The following is a 24,936-nucleotide window of genomic DNA, read 5'->3' on the forward strand; positions in this document are numbered from 1 at the left end:
TATGAACGACCCAACAGTATTGGTCAATCTCGACGAGATCGAACGCTATGAACAAGCGGTGGGTGCCTTTTTAGGCAAAGAGCTGGACGCCGACCGCTTCATGGCCACGCGCCTGCAACAGGGCGTCTATGGCCAGCGCCAGGACGGCGTGCACATGATCCGCGTCAAGGTGCCGGGCGGTAAGATGCTACCGCATCAACTGGTGGCCATCGCCGAGGTGCTGGAGCAGTACGTCCAGCACGACGTGGTGCACGTCACCACGCGCCAGGATTTTCAGATTCACTACGTGCCCACCGCCGACACGCCTGCGGCGCTGCGCCACTTGGCCGCGTCCGGGCTCACCACGCGCGAGGCGTGCGGCAACACGGTGCGCAACGTCACCGCCTGCCCGCTGGCCGGCGTGTGCCCGCGCGAACATTTGGACGTCATACCGGTGATGGACGGCGCAGTGGCGCACTTTCTACGTCACCCGCTCACCCAACATCTGCCGCGCAAGTTCAAGATCAGCTTCTCCGGCTGCGAGCACGACTGCGCGCAGGGCATGATGCACGACCTCGGTGTGGTGGCCGTACAAAAAGACGGACGTTACGGCTTTAAGGTGCTGGCGGGCGGCGGCCTGGGCCACAAGCCGCACGAGGCGATTACCGTCGAGGAGTTCATCGAGGAACAGGATTTACTGCCCTGCATGGAGGCCATCGTGTCGTTGCACCACCGCTATTCGGATCGCGTCAAGCGCGCCAAGGCGCGCATCAAATTCCTGGTGGACCGCTTCGGCCCGGAGGGCTTCCGGGAAAAATACCGCGAGGAATACGCGCGCACCAAGGCGGCGTTCGAGGGCAAGGTTTACCCCAAGGGCGAGTGGACGGGTGTGGTAGAGCCGGGCCCGGCCTGCGGCATGGGCGCGCCGCGTGGGGTGTTGGCGCAGAAACAGCGCGGCCTGAACGTGTTCCCCATCAGCCTCAAGATCGGCGACATCAACGCGGCGCAACTGCGCGGCATCGCCAAGATTATGCAAGATGAAGACTTGAACGACATCCGCACCACGCAGGATCAGAACCTGATGATTATGAGTGTGCCGGGCGCGCGTATCGAGCCGATACGCAAGGCGCTTGCGCCTTTGGGTCTGGCCGAGCCCAAAGCCGGCGACGACGTGGTCGCCTGCCCCGGTACCTCCACCTGCCGCTTGGGGATAACCTCCAGCAAAGTCATCGGCGCCAAGCTTTCCGGCGGCGAGGCCGATCTACGCATCCGCGCCAGCGGCTGTCACAACGGCTGCGCGCAGCCGGAGACCGGCGACATCGGCATCTACGGTGAAGGCAACCGTCTGCACGGCAAGCTGGTGCCGCACTATCAGATGTATTTCGGCGGCGACGGCCGTGCGGGAGGCGGCTTGGGCTTCAAGAGCGTGTCGGTGCCCGCCTTGCGCGTGGAGCAGGCCATCGCGCGCGTGCAAGAAACCTTTTCAAAGGATCGCGTCAACGGCGAGACGTTTTTTCAGTGGACACGCCGGCGCGGCAAGGAATCCTTCAAGGAACTGCTCGCCGATCTCACCGTGGTCAACCCGGAAGATGTCCCCGTGCTGTTGAGCGATCACGGCGAGGCGGGGGCCTTCAAGGTGCTGCAACTGGGTGGCGGCGAGTGCGCGGGCGCGGCGCAGGAGCTGGTCTCGGCGCGCTTTTCAGAAGCCGCCTACGAACGCAGTTGCCGCAACGCCTTCATCTATCAGCACAAGCTGCTTGATGCCACCGAGTGCGCCGAGGCCATGGCGCGACTGGTTGGCCAGTCGCTGCTGTTTGTCACCGGCCAAAAATCGCTCGATGATCTCAGCGAGATCGCCCAGGCCGCGCGCACTGAATTACAGGCATTACGCCCGGAATACGCGCCCCTCGCGAATACGCTCGGCGAATTCGCGCACGCGCTGCACGCCCTTAAAGAGAGTCAGGACGAGGCGCGCTTTAACACGCTGATGGCCGATCTCGACGCGTGGATGATCCAGTCCGCGCGCGCCTGCGAAAGCTTCGATCCGCAGCTCGACCTCTCCGCCACGCTGCCGCCGGTCAATACGCCGGTATACGTCGCGCCTGCGCACGGGCGGGCGGCGAAATCCAAGCTCAATGGGGCCGCTTCCGGCATCCTGCCTCCCGCGACACTAGTACATCCGTGTACGTCGGAAGCCGCAGCTACGCCGGGCGCAACGGTGAGCACGGTAGACTTGTCTACCTATGCCTGTCCGGTACATTTCATGAGGGCGCGCATCGAGCTTGGCAAACTATCCGCAGGCGGAGTCATCGAATTTCTGCTGGAGTCCGGCGACGCCACGCAGCAGGTCTCGGAAAGCCTGGAGAAGGAAGGGCATGCGATACTCGCCTCGACCAGCGAGGGGGCATTGACCCGCGTGCGGGTACAAAAGGCCACCGCCGTCGCCCATGCCTAAACGCCTAGCAGCGTCTACACCTATATCATGGATATTAAACACAAGGTCTCTGAGGCAACAGAGACACTAAAAACCATTGCCCGCGAATACGCGCCGGCCGCCCTCGCCTCCAGTCTGGGCGCCGAGGATATGGTGCTCACCGATCTCATCTGCAAGCACGCACCGGCGATAGAGATATTCACGCTCGATACCGGCCGCCTGCCGGAGGAGACCTATCGCCTCATCCAACTCATTCGCAGCCACTATGGGCGCGCGTTGACGGCCTACTTTCCGCGCGCCGAAGCTGTGCAGCAGTATCTTCAACAACACGGCCCCAATGCCTTTTACGAGAGCGTGGAGTTACGCAAGGCGTGCTGCCATATGCGTAAGGTGGAGCCGTTGCGGCGCGCCCTCGAAGGCAAAAAGGCCTGGCTTACCGGTATGCGCCGGCAGCAGTCGCTGAATCGCAAAGACCTCCCCCTCGCGGAATGGGACGAAGATCACCAGTTGCATAAATTCAACCCGCTGGCCGGTTGGACGCGCGACGAGGTGTGGGAGTATATCCGCAGCTTTGATGTCCCGTATAATGCCTTGCATGACAAAGGTTATGCGAGCATCGGCTGCACGCCGTGCACGCGCGCCCTCGCTATGGGCGAGGATGAACGCGCCGGCCGTTGGTGGTGGGAAGAAGAGACTGCCAAAGAATGCGGCCTGCATCCGAAACAGACGACAGATGTAACACAGCAATGAATACATTGGTTATGGAACTTAATATTTCTACGGCGACCGCGCCAGGCGCGGTGCTCACGCACTTGCAGATACTGGAGAGCGAGGCCATCCACATCATGCGTGAGGTGGCCGCCGAATGCAAAAACCCGGCGCTGTTATTCTCCGGCGGCAAGGATTCCATCGTCATGCTGCGTCTGGCGGAAAAAGCGTTTCGTCCGGGGCGCTTCCCGTTTCCGCTCATGCACATAGACACCGAGCACAACTTTCCCGAGGTGATCGCATTCCGCGACAAACGCGCCGCCGAACTCGGCGAACGCCTCATCGTGCGTTCGGTGCAGGATTCCATAAACAAGGGGCGCGTGAAGCTGCGCCAGGAAAACGAAAGCCGCAACGTGATGCAGACCGTGACATTGCTCGACGCCATACAGGAATTCGGTTTCGACGCCTGTTTCGGCGGCGCGCGGCGCGACGAGGAAAAGGCGCGCGCTAAGGAGCGCATCTTTTCGTTCCGCGACGAATTCGGCCAGTGGGACCCGAAAAACCAGCGCCCCGAACTGTGGGACCTGTACAACACCCGCGTGCACCCCGGCGAGCACATGCGCGTGTTTCCCCTGAGCAACTGGACAGAGATGGACATCTGGCAATACATCGCGCAGGAAAAGCTCGAAGTACCCATCATTTATTACGCGCACAAGCGCGATGTGGTGTGGCGCGGCGGCTGGCTGCCGGTGTCACATTTGGTGCAGCCCAAGGAAGGGGAGGACGTAAAAAATCTCATGGTGCGTTTTCGCACCGTGGGCGACATGAGTTGCACCTGCCCGGTGGAGTCCGACGCCGCGACGCCCGAACAGATCATTGAAGAAACCGCCGCGACCCGCATCACCGAACGCGGCGCCACGCGCATGGACGACCGGACCTCGGAGGTCTCCATGGAACTGCGCAAGCGCGAGGGCTATTTCTGATGGACCTATTACGCTTCAGCACCGCAGGCAGCGTGGACGACGGCAAGAGCACGCTCATCGGCCGTTTGCTCTACGACTCCAAATCCATCTTCGAGGATCAACTCAAGGCTATCGAACTCACCACGCAGCGCCGTGGCGGCGCCATCGTGGACTTGTCCCTGCTCACCGACGGCCTGCAGGCCGAGCGCGAGCAGGGCATCACCATAGACGTCGCCTACCGCTACTTCGCCACCCCCAAGCGGAAATTCATCATCGCCGACACCCCCGGCCACGAGCAATACACGCGCAACATGGTGACCGGCGCCAGCACCGCCAATCTTGCCATCATACTTATTGATGCGCGCAAGGGTATGCTTATTCAGTCACGGCGTCACGCCTACATCGCCCATCTGCTCGGCATCCCGCACATCGTCGTGGCGGTGAACAAGATGGACCTGGTGGATTACGCCCAAGATATTTACCAAACCATACGCTCCGAGTTCAGCGCCTTTGCCGATAAGCTGGGTATCAAAGACGTGCGCTATATTCCTCTCTCCGCCTGGTACGGCGACAACGTGGTGGACAAGGGCGCGAACATGCCCTGGTATCAGGACGAAACCTTGCTGGATGTTTTGGAGACGGTAAAAATCGCCCAGGACATCAATCAGCGTGATTTTCGCTTCCCGGTCCAGTACGTATGCCGCCCTCCAGATATGCAGGACTTCCGTGGCTACATGGGTCGCATCGAATCGGGGAGGGTCACGGTGGGAGACGAAATCACCGTGTTGCCTGTAGGGCTACGCTCCCATATCAAGGAGATTGTTACCTATGACGGCCCGCTGCGCACCGCCTGTGCGCCGCAATCCGTCACCCTCACGCTCACCGACGAGATTGATATTTCCCGCGGCAACATGTTGGTGCGCTCCGCGCAGCCGCCGCGAGTGGACAAGGAATTCAGCGCCATGCTGTGCTGGATGAGTAACGAACCGTTTGCGCCCCATCGCAAATATCTCATCAAACACACCACGCAAACCGTCAAGGCCATGATGCCTGAGATCGAATACAAGGTGGACATCAACACTTTGGCGCACAACGCGGCGGCTGAATTAAAGATGAATGACATCGCGCGCGTGCGCGTCAAGACCCTTAAGCCGCTGCTGTGTGATTCCTACCGCGACAACCGCGCCACCGGCGCCTTCATCGTCATAGACGAGCACAGCAACAACACCGTCGCGGCGGGGATGATTGCGTAAGACACACATCCTAAAACTTATGCAACACCCCCAAGGCAAAGGAATGCGGGTCTCTGCCCGGAATGCCGGGGAGCACAATATTAGTCGAGCCGGTCTGGCCTAAGCCATAAGTACCGTCGGCCGCGTTATCCATACGTGTGTAGAGACCGTAGATCTCGGTGCGTTTGGAAAAGGTGTGAGATATTCCAAGGGCGAAATAACGCGCGCCGTCATCGGCTAAACTTCCATCGCTGTCCTGAGCTTTGGCATAAGCGAAACGCAACGTGCTGTTGCCCAGTTTATGCGTCAACCCTAAATACCAGGCGTCGCGGTCGGAGGTCCGTGGCGTCGTGGCCGTATCCTCATCTGAGCGCAGGGATTCGTAGAGGGCAATCAGCGTCGTGGCGCCATTGAAGGCATAGCTGCCGGCGAACTTGTCTGCACTGCGGCTATTAGCGACGTTAAAATTATTTTGTGCCGCGTGCGCGTAGGTAAAGTACCAGGGTCCGTTGCTGTAATTGATCTGCGCGCCCCAGCGGTCGCGATTATTGCCCTCGTTCTCGCCGAAACCGTATTGCAACTGGCCGCCAACCCCGTGCGATTTCGGTGCAAAATAAATGATGGAATTGGTGATGCTCGTATCGTAGAGATTGGCGCCATGCACATTGGCCATGATCGAGGCGTAATCGGCGATGATCCCGCCGAACACATCCAGCGCAGCCGTGGCGGTCTTATACGGTTGACCAAAAAACCCTAACGCGACGGTCCCGTATTCGGCACTGCTCAAACCCGCATAGCCTTCACGTGCGCCAAAGAACGAACCGCCCGCACCCGGCGCCGCGCCGCTGTCCATGCCGTCGGCGCTGGCTTCTATCAAGAATACCGCTTTTAAACCTCCAGCCAATCCCTCCCAACCCTTCACGCCAAGGCGTGAACCATTGCTCGCGATATTGGTTCGTTGTCCCAGGTTTGACCCTCCCCCTCCTTGAGAGCTGATCTCCACGGCCAAATTGGCCTGGCCGTAGAGCGTCACTTGACCCTCATCCGCCTGAAGAGGCGGCGCCATGCCCAGTGTTTCAGCGATGGCTAATGCGATAATTTTTTTATTCATGGCCTATATGATTTCAATTTGTGTTAAAAAACGACACTCATTGTACGTCTTCCGCCTAGGCGCATCGTGGCTTTCATGTTCATTGCCTGTCCTCCTCCCGTTCAGGATCCGGACCTTGCAGCGCAGATTTTCCGCATTGGCTTTGGTGTTGGACGAAAGTTAACGGGCAGCCTATCCAATTGAAGGAATATACTGCTGCAACTCTTCTTTTAAATGAGCAACCTCCCCGATGATTCTGTGCACTTCCTGGCCATCATGGAGAATTATTAATTCCGGCAGGTACTTCACGCCCAGATCGCGCGCCACCCCAAAGTTTCGATCCACATTCAGTTCCACCAATTGAAACGCCCCGGGATACTCCCGTAGAAAACTCAATAACTCTTGTTCAAGAATACGACATGACGCGCACCAAGGAGCCCAACAGCGCAGTACGGCGCTCCCAATGAACTCCGCAAGCAACCATGAACAATTGCTGCTATCCAGGGTAAACTGAGGAGTATCGGACAGAACGGCCGGCCGTATCGTTTCGGTTGTCACGGGATGAATTTTCATATCGTCCTCACGCCGCTTGGTGCATGATACGTTCGCTGCGCTGATAAGCGGCCTGGATGCTTTCGAGTATCGGCGGCGTAAAAATGATGGTGTTCTCGATCGGCAGTTCTCCCTGCAGTGCAAGCAGTATGTTTTCCAGATTGATGGTTTTCATGAAGGGGCATAGTGAACAAGTGCCTATGAACTTCTTGCCCGGGTATTCAACCCGCAACTGATCGCTCAGGCCGCATTCGGTCACCATAAAGAAGCTGTTGATCTCGGGATGATCCGCGACAAACTTCTTCATTGCGCCGGTGCCGCCGTGCATATCCCCGTGGCTATAAAGCGAAGGATCCACCTCGGAGTGAAATAACACCGCCGTGTCAGGGTGCTTTTTTCTAAAGCTGATGACCTGATCCACGGTGTACGTATCGTGCACCACGCACTTGCCTTCCCAGGTGACGATCTCCTTGTTCAACGCCTGCTGTTCCTGCTGCAGAGATTTGCCGAACGCATGATCGGGATAAAACAATACCTTGGGGGCGGGAATATTTGCGATCACCTTACGCGCGTTGGCTGAGGTGACGATATAATCCGATACCGCCTTCACCTCGGCGGTGGTCGTGGCGTAGGCCACCGCCGGGGCACCGGGGTGGTGCGCCTTGAGTTCCAGCACCTCGTCCACCGTGATGCTGTCCGCCACGGAGCAGCCTGCCTCTATACTGGGACAGATCACCGTTTTCTCAGGCGAGCCGATCTTGATCATCTCGGCAAGCGAGGTCACCGCGCAGGCGATAATCACCCCGGCATCGGATTCCTCACCCCGCCGGATGAGCCCCAAGGCATCCTCCGCATAATCCGCCACGCCATAGACGATGTCCGGTGTCATATAGTGATGCGCCAGGATGAGCGCGTTCTTTTCTCTTTTTAGTTTGTTGATGGCATAGGTAAACGGGGCAATGACCTCACAATCATCCCTGCGGTAACCCGTCTTGCTGAGTTTGTCATATAGTCTCTCTGTTTCTTTCTCCAGTGCTTCAATATCAATGCCGTCTAGTGGATTCATGCCATGCCTCCTAGCATCCCTCATGGGTATCGAATGAGTGAAATATCTGTAGAAAAATCTGAAAACTCTTGCGTCAAGCCCTTAAATGAGTGCACGCGCCGGGCTTGCCTACAGGAATCAAACACCCGGATGATTGATTTGTTGGATCGGATCAGCTCGACTCGGTCCTATTTAATCGTTCTCTTAGGTCGCTGTAAATACCTACTAGTAGGTAGACTTCAGGATAAGCTCTAACTCTAATTAAGTAATTAAATTTAAAAGTGACTCTTTAAATAGTTACTCATAGGTCAGTAAGTAAGACACACTTCCGATCGCGTCCCCGCCCCCTGTGTAGGGGGCGGGACAGGGTGGGGGTAGTAAAATAGGGTATTTACTCAGGAGTCACCTCATAAGCATTGTTGCCTTACTTTGTGACTCCTGAGTAATAACACCGCCCTTGGCTCCCACCCCCAATAAGTTGCATGGACAGACCTTATGAAGTACATGTCACTGTATTTTCAGGATAATTTGAAGATAAGCGGGGATCGGGTTCAGCTCATCAAGCGCTGGCTTAACATCACCTTGACAAGACCTCGGGTACTGACTAACGTATCTACCATCCTATAGGTAGTATTTCTCTCGGAAAGCATCACTGGGGGAGGCGCCGGCGCACAGATTTGGTACGCAGGGTGAATCACCCAGCCTGCAAGGGACATTACCGATCACAAAGGCCTAAAAAGCGCCGGATAGCATAAAGCGAGGTCTACGGTTACTTACGTCAACGCCGCGGCTGTATCTACACCTACGTGTACATACCTTGACTAACCTCAGGAGGCATACTATGCGAATGAATAGCACGGAGCTTTGGGAAATGGTGGATGACACCCGCCTACAAACAGAATACACCGTAGATCATCTTGTCATCAGCTTACAAAGCGCCTCACTTGAGGCCCTGCAAAACATCTTTCTTCAGTACCGCTATTTCACAAAATATTACAGTGGTGACTTAGGACTGCTGATTTTTAAGGTACCTGATGGGAAATTCAAAAGCCTGATGGCCGAGATCCTCTACGAAGAGCTGGGAAACGGCGACCCTGTGCGCGCTCACACTAAGTTGTTGGACCATTTCCTGCTGGGTATAGGGGTAGATGGCGAGGACCTGGAAAACTCGCTCGAATCTGAAAACGCCTTGTTGCTGGAGGAGGCACGCCAGCTTATGCTGGCGAACCCTCCGGCGTACGCGATCGGGTTACGCGGCATGGGTGGCGAGTGTCTATGCCAGATCTACCTTACCGCCGTGTTCAAACAGCTGCTCAAAAATCCGGTCATCCTAAAAATAAAAAACAACATTGATTGGACCTTCTGGGAGATTCATACCGGAGAGGTAGACATCGAACATCGCCAAAAGGTGCGAGCGGCCATCAATGAAATCGTTGACACTGATCCGAGCAGTGTAGAACAGATTGCTGCCGGTTATACCAAGGCCAAGCACGCTTGGGACAGCTTTTGGGCGAATAGTCATCGTTTAACTCATAGCCATAAATTCTCCCGCTCCCCATATCGGTCGAACTCGTTGACTGCTCGATAGTGGCCGAATCAATTCGGCCCTCCGTCCTTCGATAAACTCAGGACTTAGGATTGAACCTACGCGGGTGCGAATTTCGCACGTCAACTTTTTATTGAAGTGAGGGATGCTTCTTTGCGGCGACCCTGCCTACTTCTGGCGTTGCTTTTGGTATAATAATTAAGCAATTTAACTATACTACTGCAAGCGGACCCGCGGGTTTTAGCTGCCATGTACGGCGCATCGTACACCGGCACGCTGAGCGCAGGGCGAGCCGCGGCAAGCCTGTTCTGAGCCCTTTACTTCATCAGAATAAACTCCGTCGCAGGGACCAAAGGATTAAACTTTAATGAAAGACCGGAGGGAACAACTCCTGGATGTCGCGCAGGACATTATTCAGCGTCGTGGATACAATGCCTTCAGTTATCAGGACCTCTGCAATAGAGTCCACATCCGCAAGGCAAGCATTCATCACCACTTCCCAAAAAAGGAAGATATCGGACTTGCACTCATCAAGCGCTACACCGAGAAATTCTCAGAAATAATACATAACATACCCGCGGAGCACACCAGTCCACGTGCACAGATCGAAGCCTATTGTTACCTGTTTGACTACACCCTGAGCAGCTCCAATTATGAAAAGCTTTGTCTCGGGGGGATTATGGGTGCGGAGCTCCTTACTCTGCCAAAAACCATCCACAGGGCCATCGCTGAGTTTTGCCGCGTTAATGAGGAATGGCTGAAAGAAGTGATCCAAACCGGAATCACTCAAGGCGTGTTCAAGCCCGAGACAGATCCTGACAATATGGCGCGTTTGATCTTCAGCAGTCTTGAAGGCGCTATGCTGGCCGCCCGCATTGAAGGCCGAGAGGAATACGTGCGTCAGGTGGTACAGCAATTCCGCGATCTGCTTTATATAAAGCCATCACGCGCAACGGCGCCACGTCAAAAGCGGCCAAAGACCGGGGTGACTGCGCAACGGCGCACGCGATCTGCAAAGTGAAGTGAGAGCGAGGAAGGACTGAATACCCCTGCCTCGCCTCCAAAAAAACGGGCGCCGAGGCGCCCGTTTAAACAACTATTATTGTTATTAGGTAGACTTAGAAGTTGTGCTTGAAGCCAACTGAAAAGGCACTGACATCTTGTCCGGGAGAGGCAGGAAAGGTAACGCCGCTGGTGGCGTTTTGGCTTCCACCCAGGTTGTAGTTACCATTGCTGTCATTGTTGGTTCTGGCATACAAACCATAGACTTCAGTACGCTTGGAAAGGTGGTGCGACACACCAGCGGCCCAGAACGTAGCGCCATCATTGCCGCCCGGAGCATTACTGTTATCGGCTTTAGCATAGGCCAGCTTGAAGGTGTTATTGCCCAGATTGTGTGACACACCTAACCACCAAGCATCACGCTCATTGGCGCTGGCTGATGCATCCGACTGGATGTTGTCATAGATGGCGCTAACGGTTGTAGCACCGCCGAAGGTATAGCTTAGTGAAACCTTATGGGCGGTGATGTCTTCGAGACCAACGCCATTCTTCTGGTCACTATAGGCATAGGTAGCACCCCAGGGTCCATTGCTATAATTGACTTGGGCGCCCCATTGATCACTGTTCTTGGACGGAGTTTCGTCAAAGCCATACTGTGCATGCCCGCTAAAGCCATTGACAGAAGGAGCAAACCAGATGATGGAATTACCAATACCACTGTCGAGATAGACACCGCCTTTCGTGCTACCGATAATTGAGCTGTAATCGGCGATGGTGTTTACAAAGATATCTACGTTATTGGTAGCCGTTTTCCAGGGGCGGCCTTGCGCGCCAAGGGCGACGGTGCCGAAGGCGCCCGCTAAACCGGCCCAGCTGTCACGGGCACCCCCTAAGAAGGCAGGTCCGCCCAGCCCGGTAGCACTGCTTCCGGTATCGTAACCAGCGAAGACGTCAAAGTGGAATACGGCCTTCAGACCGTTGCCCAAGCCTTCATAGCCTTCTACGCCGAGTACGGACTGATTGCTGGATACATTGGTAGTACGGTCTTTGCCGTTATCGATGGAGTCGACAGATACGTTAGCCGAACCATAGAGCTTAACATTGCCTTCATCAGCAAGCGCAGTCATTGGGGCGGTAATGGCGCCTGCGATTGCTACAGCAAGTAGTTTTTTATTCATTTGTTTCTCCTTAATTAGGGTTACAAAGCGTCTATTGACGGGGGTAAATATATCAAGACTGTTCAGCATTGCAACAGTTTTTTTGAAAAAAACCACAAAATATTTTTATTGTTGTAAAAAAGATACAGTTTTATCCGGTGACTAAGGCCAGACCGGCCCGTTTGGCCGCCGCTTTCAATCGGCCATCTCGCGTGGCGAGCGGCAAGCCTTCCCGCATGGCGAGTTCAAGATAGGCCGCGTCGTAGCTGGAGAGCTTATATTCACGGGCAAGGGGTAATAGCACTGTTATCACGGGGGCAAATTCGATTGAGCGAATATGTATTCTAAATTTGGAGATCCGGTTGGTGAAGTAATCCACCTTTGCCCTGGTGAGACGCCGCGTTCGTTCAGCCACCAGCAGGCAGTTCATGACCTCCAGGGACCAGATGGCGGGCGCCCAGGCATCACCCTCCCTCAAGAGTTCAAGAGAGGCATCGGAACAGGCATCGCGCTCTTCGTCGAAAGCCCAGGACATCGTGACGGAACAATCCAGCACAAAGCTCATTAGTAGCGGCGACCTTCTTCGATCATTTCCCGGATGGTCAGGCCATCGAGCCTGTTACCTTTACTGAAGGCGCGCAGCTCCTCAATTACTTTTTCTATATCGGGTTTTGCCTGAAGGGATGCGGAAACGAGCTTGGCCACGGGCGTACCGTGCCGGGTTATGGTAATCTCTTCACCCTTAGCGACTTCATCGAGCAGGCTTGATAAATGGGTTTTAGCCTCGAAAGCGCCGACAGTTTTCATGTATATCCTCTGTTCAGTCTGGTTGCTAAACTAGTTTATATCAACTTGAATGGATGTCAATCAGTGAGGCTTCATTGAACGCCCCCGGACGCAATGACCCCTGCCCCTGTGGCAGCGGACTAAAATATAAAAAGTGCCACGGCGCCGCCAAACCGGCGGCGCCCAAGGTTATCCCTATTTCCATGATAGGGACAAGAAGTCAAACGCAGGTCGGTACGCCGCGCCCTTGCGGAGACTGTTCGCTGTGCTGCGACGGCTGGCTCAGGACGCATGTGCTCGGCCATGATATTTATCTCGGCCACCCCTGCGTCTACAGCGACGGGCATCGTTGCACCATACATGAAAGACGGCCGGAAGATCCGTGCCGCGTGTTTTTCTGCGGCTGGGCGGAGGCGGGGAGTCATCTCCCGGAGTGGATGTGGCCCAATAAAACCGGCGTGATCGTGCTCACCGGCCGTTCGCAATGGCGCGGGCAACCGGTGGATGTGCTGGTATCCGCCGGGCGTGACCCGGATGAGCGGATATTGGGCTGGTATCGTGACTATTCCACCAAAACGATGCGCCCGTTTATGTATCAGATCAATGAGCAGTGGTTTGGTTATGGCCCCGCGGCCTTTCAGCAGGAGATGGCGGCCAGGGTGGCCAGGGGGGAGCGGTTGTGGACTTGAAATACAGATACAAGATACAAGGGCAAAGATACAAGTTAAAGAAGCTATACGCCCCTTCCCTCAAGCTTGTATCTTGTATCTGTCGTTGTATGGCTGGGGGACGAGGATTCGAACCTCGGTTAACGGAGTCAGAGTCCGTAGTCCTACCGCTAGACGATCCCCCAATTGACAACAGATACAAGGGAAAAGATACAAGATACAAGGGGGAAGAGTAAAGCTAAGCGTCTATTTACCGGTACTGCTGATTTTTTGAATGAGGACTTGTAGCATTCGCGCTATCTCAGTGGCCTCTTGGATGAAGCGCCCGGTACTTACTTTATCAAGCAGCCCTACTTCAATGCCGATATAAAGCTGGGTACGCAACTCCCCACAAGAACCTTTGGCAATCTTAAGAAAACGAGCGTACTCGTTCGCCGAGCTTCTTTCGTAACCTTCCGCTATGTTGGAAGGTACTGACAATGCAGATCGAGTAATTTGATCCTTGAATACCCAGTCTTTGCAATTATCTAGAGTCTTGTAAATTTCGGCACAAAGGCGAGAGCTGCGCTTCCATACTTCAAGCTTCTCAAAAGCATCCACGCCCTAGCTTGTATCTTTTCCCTTGTATCTTGTATCTGCGCTTTAGCGCTTCGAATATTGCGGCGCTCTGCGTGCCTTGTGCAGACCCACCTTCTTGCGCTCGACTTCGCGGGCGTCGCGGGTGACGAAACCGGCCTTGCGCAGGGCGGGGCGCAGGGCCGCGTCGTATTCGAGCAGGGCGCGGGTAATGCCGTGCCGGATGGCGCCGGCCTGGCCGCTGCTGCCGCCGCCCCGCACCACCACGCTGATGTCGAAGTTATCAACCAGATTCACCGTCTCCAGGGGTTGCCGCACCAGCATGCGCGCGGTTTCGCGCCCGAAGTAATTATCGAGGGTGCGGCGGTTGACGGTGATGGCGCCCTTGCCGGGCTTGAGATAGACGCGCGCGGTGGAACTCTTGCGGCGGCCGGTGCTGTAGTAAAGTTTGTCTGCCATAGTTTTCTGCTAAATATCCAGGATTTGCGGTTGTTGCGCGGCGTGTTGATGCTGGCTGCCGGCATACACCTTGAGTTTGCGAAACATGTCGCGCCCCAACGGGCCCTTAGGCAACATGCCCTTGACGGCGATCTCGAGCACTTGCGCCGGGGCCTTCTGGATAAGCTTGGCGAAGGTGATGGTCTTGAGCCCGCCAATGTAGCCGGAGTGCCGGTGGTAGAGCTTGTCTTGGGCCTTGTTGCCCGTGACCCGCACCTTTTCGGCATTGACGACGATGATATAATCGCCGGCGTCCATGTAGGGGGTGAATTCGGCTTTGTGCTTGCCGCGCAGGCGGCGGGCGATCTCGCTCGCGAGCCGGCCCAGGGTCTTGCCTGCGGCATCTACCACATACCAGTCACGCCGGACGGTCTCGGACTTGGCGTTAAAGGTCTTCATTGCGCTGCTCCCGATGTACAAAGAATGTAAATTTTACCTAAATGCACGGTCCGCGGCAAGTCTGATGATTATCCAAGGCTCATTACCTCTTCACCCTTACGAGGCCCAACCGCGACTCCCGATCACTTTGACGGCGCTCAAACTCGCTTATGACGTTACGAAATGGCGATAGAACCAGCGCTTGCCCATTTCCACGATGACCAGATAGGCCGCAACCATAGCCGCGAGGATAACAAAAAAGGCCGGCGGCAGCGGCACAAAACCGAACTGCGCGGCCAGGGGGGTGTACGGGAGCAGCGCCCCAATGGCGACCACGGTCAAAGAACTCCAAATTAACCAGGCATGGGGTCTGGACTTGAACGGATTGCCGCGGGTGCGGATTACAAAGATCACTAAAACCTGCGTGGCGAGCGATTCCACAAACCAGCCGGTTTGAAACAGGGCCTCGCCGGCGTGCAAGACCTTGAGCATCACGTAAAAAGTGAGAAAATCAAACACGGAACTGACCGGCCCGATGCTCAACATGAAATTACGCACGAAGGCCATGTCCCAGTGGCGCGGGCGCTTGAGATCGTCTTCATCCACGCTGTCCAGGGGTATCGCGATCTCGGAGATGTCATAGAGGAAATTGTTGAGCAGGATCTGCAACGGCAGCATGGGGATAAACGGCAGGACCAGCGCCGCCCCGGCCATGCTGAACATGTTGCCGAAGTTGGAGCTGGTCGCCATCATGATGTACTTCATGACATTGCCGAAAGTGCGGCGGCCTTCCAGCACGCCGTCGTGGAGCACATGCAGATCCCGCCTCAGCAAAATCATCTCCGCCGCCTCCTTGGCGACATCCACGGCGCTGTCCACCGAGATCCCGATGTCCGCCGAGTGCAGCGAGGGCGCGTCATTGACGCCGTCGCCGAGATAACCCACGGTATGGCCCCTTGCCTTGAGCGCCAGGATGATGCGGTTTTTTTGCGCGGGCGTGACGCGGCAAAAGAGATTGACGGCCTCGGCCTGCGCCTGCAGCGCCGGGTCGTCCAACTGCTGGATTTGCGACCCGTTCAGCATGCCGGTGACCGCCAGCCCCAACTCCTTGCACACGTGACGGGTAACGAGTTCATTGTCGCCGGTGATGACCTTGACCGCCACACCACTGCCCGCGAGTGCGGCCAGCGCCCCCGCCGCACTCTGTTTCGGAGGATCGAGAAAGGCCGCCAAACCGGCAAACACCAGTCCGGTCTCATCGCTCACTACCGCGTGCGGATGGTCGCGCGCCACCTCACGAAAGGCGATGCCGAGCACCCGGAAGCCCTCGCGGCCCAGATCATCGTAGAGTGATTGAATCCTGGAGAGCGTCGCCTGATCGAGCGGCTGGTGCGCCGCTTCGGCGCCGGCGAGGTAGTGAGTGGAGAGACGCAGAATATCCTCCGGCGAGCCCTTGACCGCGAGGAGCCGCGTAGCCCCGTTGTCCACCAGCACCGACACGCGCCGCCGCTCGAAATCAAACGGCGCCTCGTCTATCTTTTGCCAAGCGCTGACGTCAATCTCTTCGTGTTCGAGGATGGCCTCATCGAGCGGACTTTTAAGGCCGGTTTCAAAATAGCTGTTGAGGTAGGCGAGCCTGAGCACCTCCGTGCTGTCGCGCCCGTAGGCGTCGAGGTGGCGCTCGAGACGAATGCGCGCCTCTGTGAGCGTGCCGGTCTTGTCGGTGCAGAGTACATCCATACTGCCCAGGTTTTGTATCGCTATCATCTGTTTGACAACGACGTGCTTCTCGGCCATGCGCAGCGCGCCGCGCGCCAGCGTGACCGTCACCACCATCGGCAACAGTTCCGGCGTCAATCCCACCGCGAGCGCCAACGCAAACAGCAGCGACTCCAGCATCGGCCGGTGAAACAGCGCATTCACCAATAAGACAAACACTACAAGCAGGAAGGTCATGCGCAGGATGAGCAGGCCGAACTGGCGGGTGCCCAGCTCAAAGGCGGTGCGCGGGGCCTTGCGGGCAAGCGTTTGGGCAATGCCGCCGACAGACGTTTCCGCGCCTGTCGCGCACACCAGTATCTTCGCCATGCCGCTCACTACCGATGCGCCCATGAACACCGTGTTCTGCGCGCCGCCCATCTCCTCGACGGCGCCCGCAAGGTCGCCCGGGTGCTTTTCAACCGGGTAGGGCTCGCCGGTGAGCAGGGCCTGGTTGACGAAGAAATCGCGTGCCTCCAGCACCCGGCCATCGGCGGGCACGATATCACCGGCGGTCAGCAGCATGATGTCGCCGGGGACGATCTTGGCGACCATCACCTCGCGCGATTGACCGTCGCGCACTGCTTGCGCGTGCACGGCGACCGACTGGCGCAGCTTTTCCGCCGCGCGTTCGGCATGCCGTTCCTGTGCGAAGTCGAGCGCGACGCTGGACATCACGATGACGCCGATGATCAGCGCTCCCGTCACCTCACCGGTGAAGGCCGACACCGCCGACGCGGCGAGCAACAGCAAAATCAGCGGATTATTGATGCGCAGCAAAAACTGAATCATCAGGGCCCGCTCAGGCCTCTTTTGCAATACGTTGGGCCCGTAGCGGCGTAGCCGGTCCTTCGCCTCGGCCTGGGTCAACCCCTCCGGGCGCGCGTCGAGCCGAGCAAGCAGCGCGTCGAGCGGAAGGTTCCAAAATGCAGCTTCGATTGTTTTATACATAGCGACAGAAATCGTAGCGAGCGGGTTTCAGGCGGGGGCGGCGGAGCGCAGGAACCGGAGTGTACATAAGAGTACATGAGGATTCCGAGCACCGCACGCACCCGCATCAAAGCCGCGCAGTAGATTTATGACGCTATGTATAGCGGGCTGTAACACAGGAAAAGTATACTCTCCCAAGCTGTTGTATTATGCTTATCGGCAGTAGACCGCTAAGGAGGTAACTCGGTATGCGTGTGCTCTCTTTTTTGCTCATCAGTCTGTTCAGCGCCGTTGTCTGTGCCGCCGGCAACGATAACGACACTTACGACAAAGACTCTATCCTCAAAGAGGCTAATTCCTTCTTCGGCGAGACCACGGCGGGACTTGCCGGGGTGATCGAAAAGGCCTTTGCCGACCAGGGCCGTCCAAACGGCTATATTAAAGGTGAAGAGGTGAGCGGCGCTTTAGGTGTGGGGCTGCGCTATGGCAATGGCAGCCTTACCCTGAAAAAGGGTGGCGGCCGCAAAGTGCACTGGACGGGGCCTTCGATCGGTTTCGACGTGGGCGCCAACGCCTCCAAGGTGTTTGTGCTGGTCTACCATCTGCCGAACGCTAACGCCATCTATCAGCGCTATCCCGCCGTCGAGGGCAGTTTTTATTACGTGGCCGGGGCAGGCATCAATTACCAGCAGCGGGGCAACATCATCCTCGCGCCAATCCGGGTGGGAGTAGGCCTGCGCGGCGGGGTGAATTTAGGTTATATCAACTACACCAAAGAAAAAACTTGGATACCGTTCTGAGAACCCACTATTTGATATGGGCTAGAATGCCTTCCAGTTCATCCAGGCTATTATACTGAATGACTAGCTTGCCCCTGCCTTTGCTGCCCTGCTGAAAGATGACGCTGGCGCCGAGCCTTTCGGAGAGTTCTTCCTGGAGGTTGCGGATATTGGGATCGAGCGGTTTGCCCGTTGGCGAACGCGGCTTGGGTTGAGCCTGCAAGCGCTGCACCAGATGTTCGGTCTCACGCACCGATAGCCCCTTCGCCACCACGGTATGCGCCGCTTCGCTCTGCGGCCCGCCTTCAAGCCCTAGCAACGCACGGGCGTGGCCCATCTCCAGGTTGCCTTCTTCGAGCAGGCGTTTCACATCCTCGTTGAGTGTGAGCAGGCGCAGCAGATTCGAGACTGCGGCGCGCGAGCGGCCGACCTCTTCGGCGACACGCTGGTGAGTCAGCTCAAATTCGTTGATGAGGCGTTGCAGCGCGTTGGCCTCTTCTAAAGGGTTGAGGTCTTCGCGCTGGATGTTTTCGATAAGCGCCATTGCGACGGCGGCCTGATCGGGCACATTGCGTATGACCGCCGGGATTTCGGTGAGGCCCGCAAGCTGGGCCGCGCGCCAGCGGCGCTCGCCGGCGATGATCTCATAACTGCCCGGTGTGCTTAACGCGCGCACCACGATAGGCTGCACCACGCCCTGGGCGCGGATGGAGTTGGCGAGATCTTCAAGGCTCTCGGTGTGCATGTTCGTGCGCGGTTGATATTTGCCGCGCTGGATGACGTCGAGCGGCAGATGGCGTAGCGCTCCCTGAGTACCGCCCTTTCCCTCATCGGCGCGAGCGCCGGAGAGCAGCGCCTCCAGGCCGCGCCCCAGGCCGCGTTTCTTGACTGTCACCTTGCCTCGTCTCCTTTTCTAAACCGCAGCGCCAGACGCCGCCTCATTGGCCGCCCCGGCCAGCCCGGCGTCTTTTTTCAGCATCTCGCCGGCCAAGGCCAGATAGGAAAGCGCGCCCCGCGAGGCGCGGTCATAGACCAGCGCCGGCAGCCCGTGACTGGGGGCCTCGGCCAGGCGCACATTGCGGGGGATCACGGTGGCGTAGACCTGGTCGCCGAAGTGCTGGGCAAGCTGGGCCGCCACGTCGTTGGCGAGATTGTTGCGCGGGTCGAACATGGTGCGCAACAGGCCTTCGATCCTGAGGGTGCGGTTATGCGCCTCGCGGATCTTGTCTATCGTGCTGAGCAGGGCGGACAAACCCTCCAGCGCATAGTACTCACACTGCATGGGAATCAGCACCGAGTGCGCCGCCACCAGGGCGTTGACCGTCAGCATGTTCAGGGAGGGCGGGCAGTCAATCAGGATGTAGTCGTACTGGTCGCGCACCGGCTCCAGCGCGGCGCGCAGCCGTGACTCACGATCCTCACGCTGCATCAGTTCGACCTCGGCCGCGGTGAGGTCGGAGTTGCCGGGCAGCACAAAGAACCGTTTGATGCGCGTCTCGACGGCGGCATCGGCGACCGTAGCCTGGCCCATCAGCACTTCATAGGAGGAGGATTGCAGTGTATTCTTGTCTATCCCGCTGCCCATGGTGGCGTTGCCCTGCGGGTCGAGATCAATCAACAGCACGCACCGCCCGCACGCGGCCAGCGAGGCGGCCAGATTAATGCCGGTGGTGGTCTTGCCGACGCCGCCCTTCTGGTTGGCCAATGCAATGATTTTTCCCATTAAATTACATTTTTACCGATGCGCACGAGATGACGTTGCTCGTCCAGGCCGGGCACCACCAGCTTGCAGACCTCCAGAACCTTGAAGGGTGAGATGACCTGTCCCAGCTCGTCTTTGGGGTAGCTGCCTTTCATGGCCAGAAATTCGCCGTCTTCCGTCAAGAGATGCCCCGCAAGCCTCAACATCTCGGCAAGGCTCGCAAAGGCGCGTGTAAGCAGTGTATCGAATTTTTGCGCCGGCCGGTACCTCTCTACCCGCTCGTGCACCACCTGCACGTTGTCAAGCCCAAGCTCACCCTTGGCCTGAAGCACAAAGCGGGTCTTTTTGGCATTGCTGTCCAACAAGGTAAATTGATGCTGCGGGCAAGCGAGGGCCAAGGGAATCCCCGGCAGGCCGGCGCCGGTGCCGATGTCCAGGATGTTCGGCCCCTTCAGAAACGGCCGCACCGCCAGACTATCGAGAATATGGTGCGTAATCATTTGCACAGGATCACGCACCGCGGTGAGATTATAGGTCTTGTTCCACTTGTCGAGCAGCGCCACGTAGTCCAGCAGGCGCCGCCCGGTCTCAGCGGGCAGTGCCAACCCCAACTCCTTCAGACCCAGGCGCAACACCTTATCTTGCAGGTTCCTCAGCGGCTCGGGCATGAGGTTACCGTGCGCGATACTGTTTGATGTGTACCAGCAACAACGAAAGGGCTGCGGGCGTAACCCCGGAAATACGGCCCGCCTGGCCCAGCGTGGCTGGCTTGTGGCTGTTCAGTTTTTGCTGGATTTCCCTGGACAACCCGCGCACGTTCATATAATCGAAATCCGACGGCAACGCGGTTTCTTCGTGCCTGCGCTGACGTGCGATTTCATCGTGCTGGCGCTCGATGTAGCCGTGGTATTTTGCCTGTATCTCCACCTGTTCGGCGGCCTTGTCGTCCGCCAGCGCCTCGCCTGCGCCCGGCAACGTCATCAAGGAGCGATAAGTGACATCCGGACGGCGCAGCAAATCCAGCAGATTATATTCGCGCGTTATCGCCTGGCCGAGCACGCGCTCGGCATCGCCGGCAGATAACGATTCCGGCCGCACCCAAGTCGTCTGCAGGCGTTGCTGCTCTTTTTCTATCGCCTCGCGTTTGGTTTCAAATATGCGCCAGCGCGCGTCATCCACCACACCGAGTTCGCGCCCCCTGGGCGTCAACCGCAGGTCGGCGTTATCCTCGCGCAGCAACAAGCGATACTCCGCGCGGCTGGTGAACATGCGATAAGGCTCACTCGTGCCGCGTGTGATGAGGTCGTCGATGAGTACGCCGACATAGGCCTCGTCGCGGCGCGGACACCACGGGGCTTTATCCTGCACGCGCAACGCGGCGTTGATGCCCGCGATGATGCCTTGCGCGGCGGCCTCTTCATAGCCGGTGGTGCCGTTGATCTGGCCCGCGAAAAATAAATTACTAATAATTTTGGTTTCGAGCGACGGCTGCAAATCGCGCGGATCGAAATAATCGTACTCAATCGCGTAACCGGGACGCGTGAGATGCGCGTTTTCAAAACCCTTGATGGAGCGCACCAATTCCATCTGCACGTCGAACGGCAGGCTCGTTGAAATGCCGTTGGGATAGACTTCGTGCGTGGTCAGCCCCTCTGGCTCGACAAAAATCTGGTGCGAAGTCTTGTCGGCAAAGCGCACGATCTTGTCTTCGATGGACGGGCAGTAACGCGGCCCCACGCCCTCGATCACGCCGGTGTACATGGGCGAGCGGTCGAGACCGTTACGAATGATCTCGTGCGTTTTTTCGTTGGTGTGCGTGATGTGGCAGGACACTTGGCGCGGGTGATCTTCGGCGCGCCCCATAAAGGAAAACACCGGCAGCGGATCGTCCCCCGGCTGCGGCGTGAGCTTTGAATAATCTATCGTGCGCCCGTCTATGCGCGGCGGCGTGCCGGTTTTCAAACGTCCCACACGAAACGGCAAATCGCGCATGCGGCTCGCCAGCGCGTTCGCGGGCGGGTCGCCCGCGCGCCCGCCTTGATAATTGGAAAGCCCGACATGAATCCGCCCGGCGAGAAACGTGCCCACCGTCATCACGACGCATTGCGCATTGAAACGCACGCCCATTTGGGTGACCACACCCGTGACGCGCTCGCCTTCGATAATTAAATCTTCCACCGCCTGCTGAAAAATCGAAAGATTGGGTTGCGTCTCCAGCGCATGGCGCACGACCTGCCGGTACAGCACACGGTCCGCCTGCGCGCGCGTGGCGCGCACCGCCGGACCCTTGCTCGCATTCAAAATACGAAACTGTATGCCGGCCTGATCCGCCGCGTGCGCCATCAGGCCGCCGAGCGTATCGACCTCTTTCACCAGATGCCCCTTGCCGATGCCGCCGATGGACGGATTGCAACTCATCTGGCCCAGCGTCTCGATGCTCTGCGTGAGCAACAGCGTGCGCGCACCCATGCGCGCCGACGCCAGAGCCGCTTCGGTGCCGGCGTGCCCGCCGCCGACGATAATGACATCGAATTTATTTTGGTACTGCATAGTACAGTTTGTTCAGGTATTGCTAATTTCCACTAGACTTTCCCCGGATGTTAAAAGCTTTAATGCCGCTGGGAGAGCCTTGATAAAAACCTGTTGGAGATAAGCATTCGAGGTATTGCCACAGGTGATCCAAATAATCTGTGGTGGTGCCCCATGTTGCTCAAACAAGCGCACAAAACCGGCGTCTTTGGTCATTACCACTGCGGATGCTTCCCTCGCAGCAAAAAATATCCGTTCATCACTTGCATCTCGAAGCCCTAAGTCTCGTAAGGCGTTGGCCTCAACTGAAAACTGCTCTCTCATCCAGGAGGGTAGGGCGGGAGAAAGCTGGGCGTCCACCCAGATAATCATGCCGCAATTACGGGATGATCAATTCTCCTTGCGGCATAGAGCAGCGCCGCTTTCAGGTCATCCACCTCCAAGTCAGGCATTTCCTTCAGTATTTGCTCGGCACTCAGCCCTGCTGCGAATAAATCCAGAACGTCTACCACCCGGATACGCATACCCCGAATGATCGGCCGTCCGCCGCATTTTTCCGGATCAACTGTGATTCTCGTCAGTAAACTTGTCATGATTTCCTCCAGTTAGAGCAGCACGTCGCACTTCAGCGATGCCTCAAGCGCTCCATAAAATACCTTCCTCTTTTATGCGTTGCCGAAAGCCATCATCCGCATTGGATAAATCCACCACCTCCACGCGGTAAGGGATGGTGCTTTATTCCATCCTTTCACGCAAGCGCGCCAATGCACCAGGTGGTAGGGCTTCGAGCGGCTCCACGGCGATATCCACATCAGAAGTGCGTTTCGGCGTGCCCCGCGCCCATGAACCGAAAAGATAAACGCGCGCTTGTATGTCACGCAACTCATCAAGCACCAAATTACGCACCGCCTGCACGTAAACCTGTCCGCGCCCTATGGCGCCGGCATCATACGTTTTTACAGTCTTGGTCATCGGCCCTCTAAAATAGCTGATCCAGCGGGCTCTTTACACCCTTACCGCCGCGGTTCAGCACGTGCGTGTAAATCATCGTCGTGCTTACGTCTTTATGGCCCAACAGTTCCTGCACCGTACGAATATCATATCCCGCCTGCAATAAATGTGTGGCGAAAGAGTGGCGTAAGGTATGGCAGCTTGCCGGTTTAGCTATCTCTGCATCGCGCAGCGCCTGCTTCACGGCGCGCTGCAAAACATTTTCATCCACGTGATGCCGCCGCACCACGCCGCTGCGCGGGTCCACCGAACGCTTGGCCGAAGGGAACACATATTGCCAGCCCCATTCACGCGGCGCAGCCGGATACTTCCGCTCCAGCGCAAACGGCAGATACACCGCGCCGAAGCCCTCCTCCAAATCCTTCTGATGTAATGCCTTCACCTTCTGTAAATGCAGCTTGAGCGGCTCCACCAGCCTGTCTGGCAACATCGTCACACGATCCTTCATTCCCTTGCCATCGCGCACCGTGATTTGGTGCTGCTCATAATCAACATCTTTCACCCGCAGCCGCAAACACTCCATGAGACGCAAACCCGCGCCATATAATAAGCTCGCCATCAGCCACTTGGTACCGCCAAGCCGCGCCAGCACATCATTCACCTCACGCTGCGAGAGCACCACCGGCAAACGCGAAGGCTTCTTGGCCCGCTCCACATCATCCAGCCACGCCAACTCCTTTTTCAGCACCTCGCGGTAAAGAAACAGCAACGCCGAAAGCGCCTGATTCTGCGTCGAAGCCGTGACGTTTTGTTTAGCGAGCGAAGTCAGAAACGCGGTGATTTCATGCTCGCCCATCGTTTCCGGGTGACGCTTGTCATGAAACAAAATAAACCGCCGCACCCAGCCGAGGTAACTTTGCTCAGTGCGAATGCTATAGTGCTTATAACGAATCGCATCACGCATCCGCTCCAGCAGCTTCGGCTGTATAGCCGGAACATCTGAAAGACTCCTGTCCACAACCCGCAACGTTGGGCGGGGGTAATTTAATTCTTTATTTAGTTAGCATGACTGTATAACCTATTGACCTATAAATATAAAATTTATATTATTGCTACAATGATGCAAAATCATACATCATATGGGCTGTCTATTTCTAGTTAGGCATTCACAACATATGCAGTGGATCTATCTGGCAATAGCAATCGTGTCGGAAGTTATCGCAACCTCCGCACTCAAAGCCGCAGAGGGCTTTACCCGCTGGGTACCCTCCGTGCTTGTCGTCGTCGGGTATGCGTCAGCGTTCTACTTTCTTTCACTCACGTTGCGCACCATCCCGCTCGGCGTTGCCTACGCTATCTGGGCTGGTGTTGGGGTGGCCCTTGTCGCACTCGTTGGGTGGGCGGTCTATCATCAGTCACTCGATATTGGCGCAATCATCGGCATCACCCTCATTGTTTCTGGTGTAATCGTGCTTAACCTTTTTTCCAAGACAGTGGCACATTGAACGCAATGCCTAACATTGCGTTCGAGAGGGACGCTAATCTTCCCCCAAAATAGTTGACACCTCCCCCTAACGGAACGGAGGTGTTTTATGGGCAAATCAAGACCGCCAAAAGTGCATCGTTACAGCATGCAGTTCAAGGCAACCGCAGTACGTTTAAGCGAGCTTCCCG

26 protein-coding genes, 1 tRNA gene, 1 other RNA gene and 1 pseudogene are annotated in these 24,936 nt (G+C 56.9%); 9 read left to right on the forward strand and 20 right to left on the reverse strand.

What is annotated here, in order from left to right; genetic code table 11:
• Position 1 precedes the first annotated feature (1 nt).
• The 4 genes from HY028_04220 to cysN are packed head-to-tail and all read left to right on the forward strand — an operon-like array spanning position 2 to position 5,336.
• Positions 2–2,434 carry a sulfurtransferase TusA family protein gene (locus HY028_04220; GenBank protein MBI3344056.1) on the forward strand — a complete coding sequence of 811 codons (2,433 nt, stop codon included), beginning with the start codon at positions 2–4 and terminating at the stop codon, positions 2,432–2,434.
• Positions 2,435–2,461: 27 nt separating this feature from the next.
• On the forward strand, positions 2,462–3,163 hold the full coding sequence (locus HY028_04225; GenBank protein ID MBI3344057.1) for a phosphoadenylyl-sulfate reductase: 702 nt from the start codon (positions 2,462–2,464) through the stop codon (positions 3,161–3,163).
• Positions 3,160–4,104 carry a sulfate adenylyltransferase subunit CysD gene (gene cysD / locus HY028_04230; GenBank protein MBI3344058.1) on the forward strand — a complete coding sequence of 315 codons (945 nt, stop codon included), beginning with the start codon at positions 3,160–3,162 and terminating at the stop codon, positions 4,102–4,104. Before HY028_04225 ends, cysD begins: the two co-directional genes overlap by 4 nt.
• Positions 4,104–5,336: a sulfate adenylyltransferase subunit CysN gene (cysN, locus tag HY028_04235; GenBank protein ID MBI3344059.1), complete on the forward strand. Its 1,233-nt coding sequence runs from the start codon at positions 4,104–4,106 to the stop codon at positions 5,334–5,336. Before cysD ends, cysN begins: the two co-directional genes overlap by 1 nt.
• A 10-nt stretch (positions 5,337–5,346) precedes the next feature.
• Here cysN and HY028_04240 read toward each other — a convergent pair whose 3' ends face one another.
• From HY028_04240 to HY028_04250, 3 genes are all read right to left on the reverse strand, one after another.
• Positions 5,347–6,426, reverse strand: a complete 1,080-nt coding sequence (locus tag HY028_04240) for a porin (GenBank protein ID MBI3344060.1) — start codon at positions 6,424–6,426, stop codon at positions 5,347–5,349.
• A gap of 171 nt (positions 6,427–6,597) precedes the next feature.
• Positions 6,598–6,978: a thioredoxin family protein gene (locus HY028_04245; GenBank protein MBI3344061.1), complete on the reverse strand. Its 381-nt coding sequence runs from the start codon at positions 6,976–6,978 to the stop codon at positions 6,598–6,600.
• Between the two features lie 7 nt (positions 6,979–6,985).
• A complete protein-coding gene (locus HY028_04250) occupies positions 6,986–8,023 on the reverse strand; it encodes a quinolinate synthase NadA (protein ID MBI3344062.1) in 1,038 nt (345 codons plus the stop codon).
• Positions 8,024–8,843: 820 nt separating this feature from the next.
• On the opposite strand from HY028_04250, the gene HY028_04255 reads away from it, so the two are divergent.
• The gene (locus tag HY028_04255) at positions 8,844–9,590 is read left to right on the forward strand and encodes an iron-containing redox enzyme family protein (protein MBI3344063.1); all 747 of its coding nucleotides are present in this window, start codon (positions 8,844–8,846) and stop codon (positions 9,588–9,590) included.
• Positions 9,591–9,915: 325 nt separating this feature from the next.
• On the forward strand, positions 9,916–10,569 hold the full coding sequence (locus HY028_04260) for a TetR/AcrR family transcriptional regulator (protein ID MBI3344064.1): 654 nt from the start codon (positions 9,916–9,918) through the stop codon (positions 10,567–10,569).
• A gap of 97 nt (positions 10,570–10,666) precedes the next feature.
• Here the strand turns inward: HY028_04260 and HY028_04265 are convergent, their stop codons facing one another.
• From HY028_04265 to HY028_04275, 3 genes are all read right to left on the reverse strand, one after another.
• Positions 10,667–11,728: a porin gene (locus tag HY028_04265; protein MBI3344065.1), complete on the reverse strand. Its 1,062-nt coding sequence runs from the start codon at positions 11,726–11,728 to the stop codon at positions 10,667–10,669.
• 130 nt (positions 11,729–11,858) lie between these two features.
• Positions 11,859–12,272 carry a type II toxin-antitoxin system VapC family toxin gene (locus HY028_04270; GenBank protein ID MBI3344066.1) on the reverse strand — a complete coding sequence of 138 codons (414 nt, stop codon included), beginning with the start codon at positions 12,270–12,272 and terminating at the stop codon, positions 11,859–11,861.
• On the reverse strand, positions 12,272–12,514 hold the full coding sequence (locus tag HY028_04275) for a type II toxin-antitoxin system Phd/YefM family antitoxin (protein ID MBI3344067.1): 243 nt from the start codon (positions 12,512–12,514) through the stop codon (positions 12,272–12,274). The genes HY028_04270 and HY028_04275 overlap by 1 nt, the downstream gene beginning before the upstream one ends.
• Positions 12,515–12,579: 65 nt before the next feature.
• On the opposite strand from HY028_04275, the pseudogene HY028_04280 reads away from it, so the two are divergent.
• Positions 12,580–12,660 (forward strand): annotated as a pseudogene (locus HY028_04280) (SEC-C domain-containing protein).
• Between the two features lie 612 nt (positions 12,661–13,272).
• Here HY028_04280 and HY028_04285 read toward each other — a convergent pair.
• The 6 genes from HY028_04285 to HY028_04310 form a co-directional block, all read right to left on the reverse strand.
• Positions 13,273–13,346, reverse strand: a tRNA-Gln gene (locus HY028_04285).
• A 61-nt stretch (positions 13,347–13,407) separates the two neighbouring features.
• Positions 13,408–13,761: a four helix bundle protein gene (locus HY028_04290; GenBank protein ID MBI3344068.1), complete on the reverse strand. Its 354-nt coding sequence runs from the start codon at positions 13,759–13,761 to the stop codon at positions 13,408–13,410.
• A 42-nt stretch (positions 13,762–13,803) separates the two neighbouring features.
• The gene (gene rpsI, locus HY028_04295) at positions 13,804–14,196 is read right to left on the reverse strand and encodes a 30S ribosomal protein S9 (protein MBI3344069.1); all 393 of its coding nucleotides are present in this window, start codon (positions 14,194–14,196) and stop codon (positions 13,804–13,806) included.
• A 9-nt stretch (positions 14,197–14,205) separates the two neighbouring features.
• The gene (rplM, locus tag HY028_04300; GenBank protein MBI3344070.1) at positions 14,206–14,634 is read right to left on the reverse strand and encodes a 50S ribosomal protein L13; all 429 of its coding nucleotides are present in this window, start codon (positions 14,632–14,634) and stop codon (positions 14,206–14,208) included.
• Between the two features lie 147 nt (positions 14,635–14,781).
• Positions 14,782–17,322 carry a magnesium-translocating P-type ATPase gene (gene mgtA, locus HY028_04305; protein MBI3344071.1) on the reverse strand — a complete coding sequence of 847 codons (2,541 nt, stop codon included), beginning with the start codon at positions 17,320–17,322 and terminating at the stop codon, positions 14,782–14,784.
• 3 nt (positions 17,323–17,325) lie between these two features.
• Positions 17,326–17,399: non-coding RNA, sX9 sRNA (locus tag HY028_04310), on the reverse strand.
• Positions 17,400–17,549: 150 nt separating this feature from the next.
• On the opposite strand from HY028_04310, the gene HY028_04315 reads away from it, so the two are divergent.
• A complete protein-coding gene (locus HY028_04315; protein MBI3344072.1) occupies positions 17,550–18,101 on the forward strand; it encodes a DUF1134 domain-containing protein in 552 nt (183 codons plus the stop codon).
• Between the two features lie 7 nt (positions 18,102–18,108).
• Here the strand turns inward: HY028_04315 and HY028_04320 are convergent, their stop codons facing one another.
• The 8 genes from HY028_04320 to HY028_04355 all read right to left on the reverse strand — a co-directional run bounded on the left by HY028_04320 (position 18,109) and on the right by HY028_04355 (position 24,226).
• Positions 18,109–18,975: a ParB/RepB/Spo0J family partition protein gene (locus HY028_04320; protein ID MBI3344073.1), complete on the reverse strand. Its 867-nt coding sequence runs from the start codon at positions 18,973–18,975 to the stop codon at positions 18,109–18,111.
• An 18-nt stretch (positions 18,976–18,993) separates the two neighbouring features.
• Positions 18,994–19,803, reverse strand: a complete 810-nt coding sequence (locus HY028_04325; protein MBI3344074.1) for a ParA family protein — start codon at positions 19,801–19,803, stop codon at positions 18,994–18,996.
• Entirely contained in the window at positions 19,803–20,450 is a 648-nt protein-coding gene (gene rsmG / locus HY028_04330) for a 16S rRNA (guanine(527)-N(7))-methyltransferase RsmG (protein ID MBI3344075.1), read from the reverse strand. The genes HY028_04325 and rsmG overlap by 1 nt, the downstream gene beginning before the upstream one ends.
• Positions 20,451–20,454: 4 nt before the next feature.
• On the reverse strand, positions 20,455–22,332 hold the full coding sequence (gene mnmG, locus HY028_04335) for a tRNA uridine-5-carboxymethylaminomethyl(34) synthesis enzyme MnmG (GenBank protein ID MBI3344076.1): 1,878 nt from the start codon (positions 22,330–22,332) through the stop codon (positions 20,455–20,457).
• A gap of 12 nt (positions 22,333–22,344) precedes the next feature.
• The gene (locus HY028_04340; GenBank protein MBI3344077.1) at positions 22,345–22,683 is read right to left on the reverse strand and encodes a DUF5615 family PIN-like protein; all 339 of its coding nucleotides are present in this window, start codon (positions 22,681–22,683) and stop codon (positions 22,345–22,347) included.
• Complete coding sequence (locus HY028_04345; GenBank protein ID MBI3344078.1) at positions 22,680–22,904, reverse strand: DUF433 domain-containing protein; 225 nt, start codon at positions 22,902–22,904, stop codon at positions 22,680–22,682. The genes HY028_04340 and HY028_04345 overlap by 4 nt, the downstream gene beginning before the upstream one ends.
• Positions 22,905–23,046: 142 nt before the next feature.
• Positions 23,047–23,283, reverse strand: a complete 237-nt coding sequence (locus HY028_04350) for a nucleotidyltransferase domain-containing protein (GenBank protein ID MBI3344079.1) — start codon at positions 23,281–23,283, stop codon at positions 23,047–23,049.
• Between the two features lie 7 nt (positions 23,284–23,290).
• A complete protein-coding gene (locus tag HY028_04355) occupies positions 23,291–24,226 on the reverse strand; it encodes an integron integrase (GenBank protein ID MBI3344080.1) in 936 nt (311 codons plus the stop codon).
• Positions 24,227–24,437: 211 nt separating this feature from the next.
• Between HY028_04355 and HY028_04360 the strand changes: the two genes are divergently transcribed.
• Positions 24,438–24,767 carry a multidrug efflux SMR transporter gene (locus HY028_04360; protein MBI3344081.1) on the forward strand — a complete coding sequence of 110 codons (330 nt, stop codon included), beginning with the start codon at positions 24,438–24,440 and terminating at the stop codon, positions 24,765–24,767.
• Positions 24,768–24,936 lie beyond the last annotated feature (169 nt).

It is taken from the genome of Gammaproteobacteria bacterium (assembly GCA_016195665.1).
Taxonomy (GTDB): domain Bacteria; phylum Pseudomonadota; class Gammaproteobacteria; order SURF-13; family SURF-13; genus JACPZD01.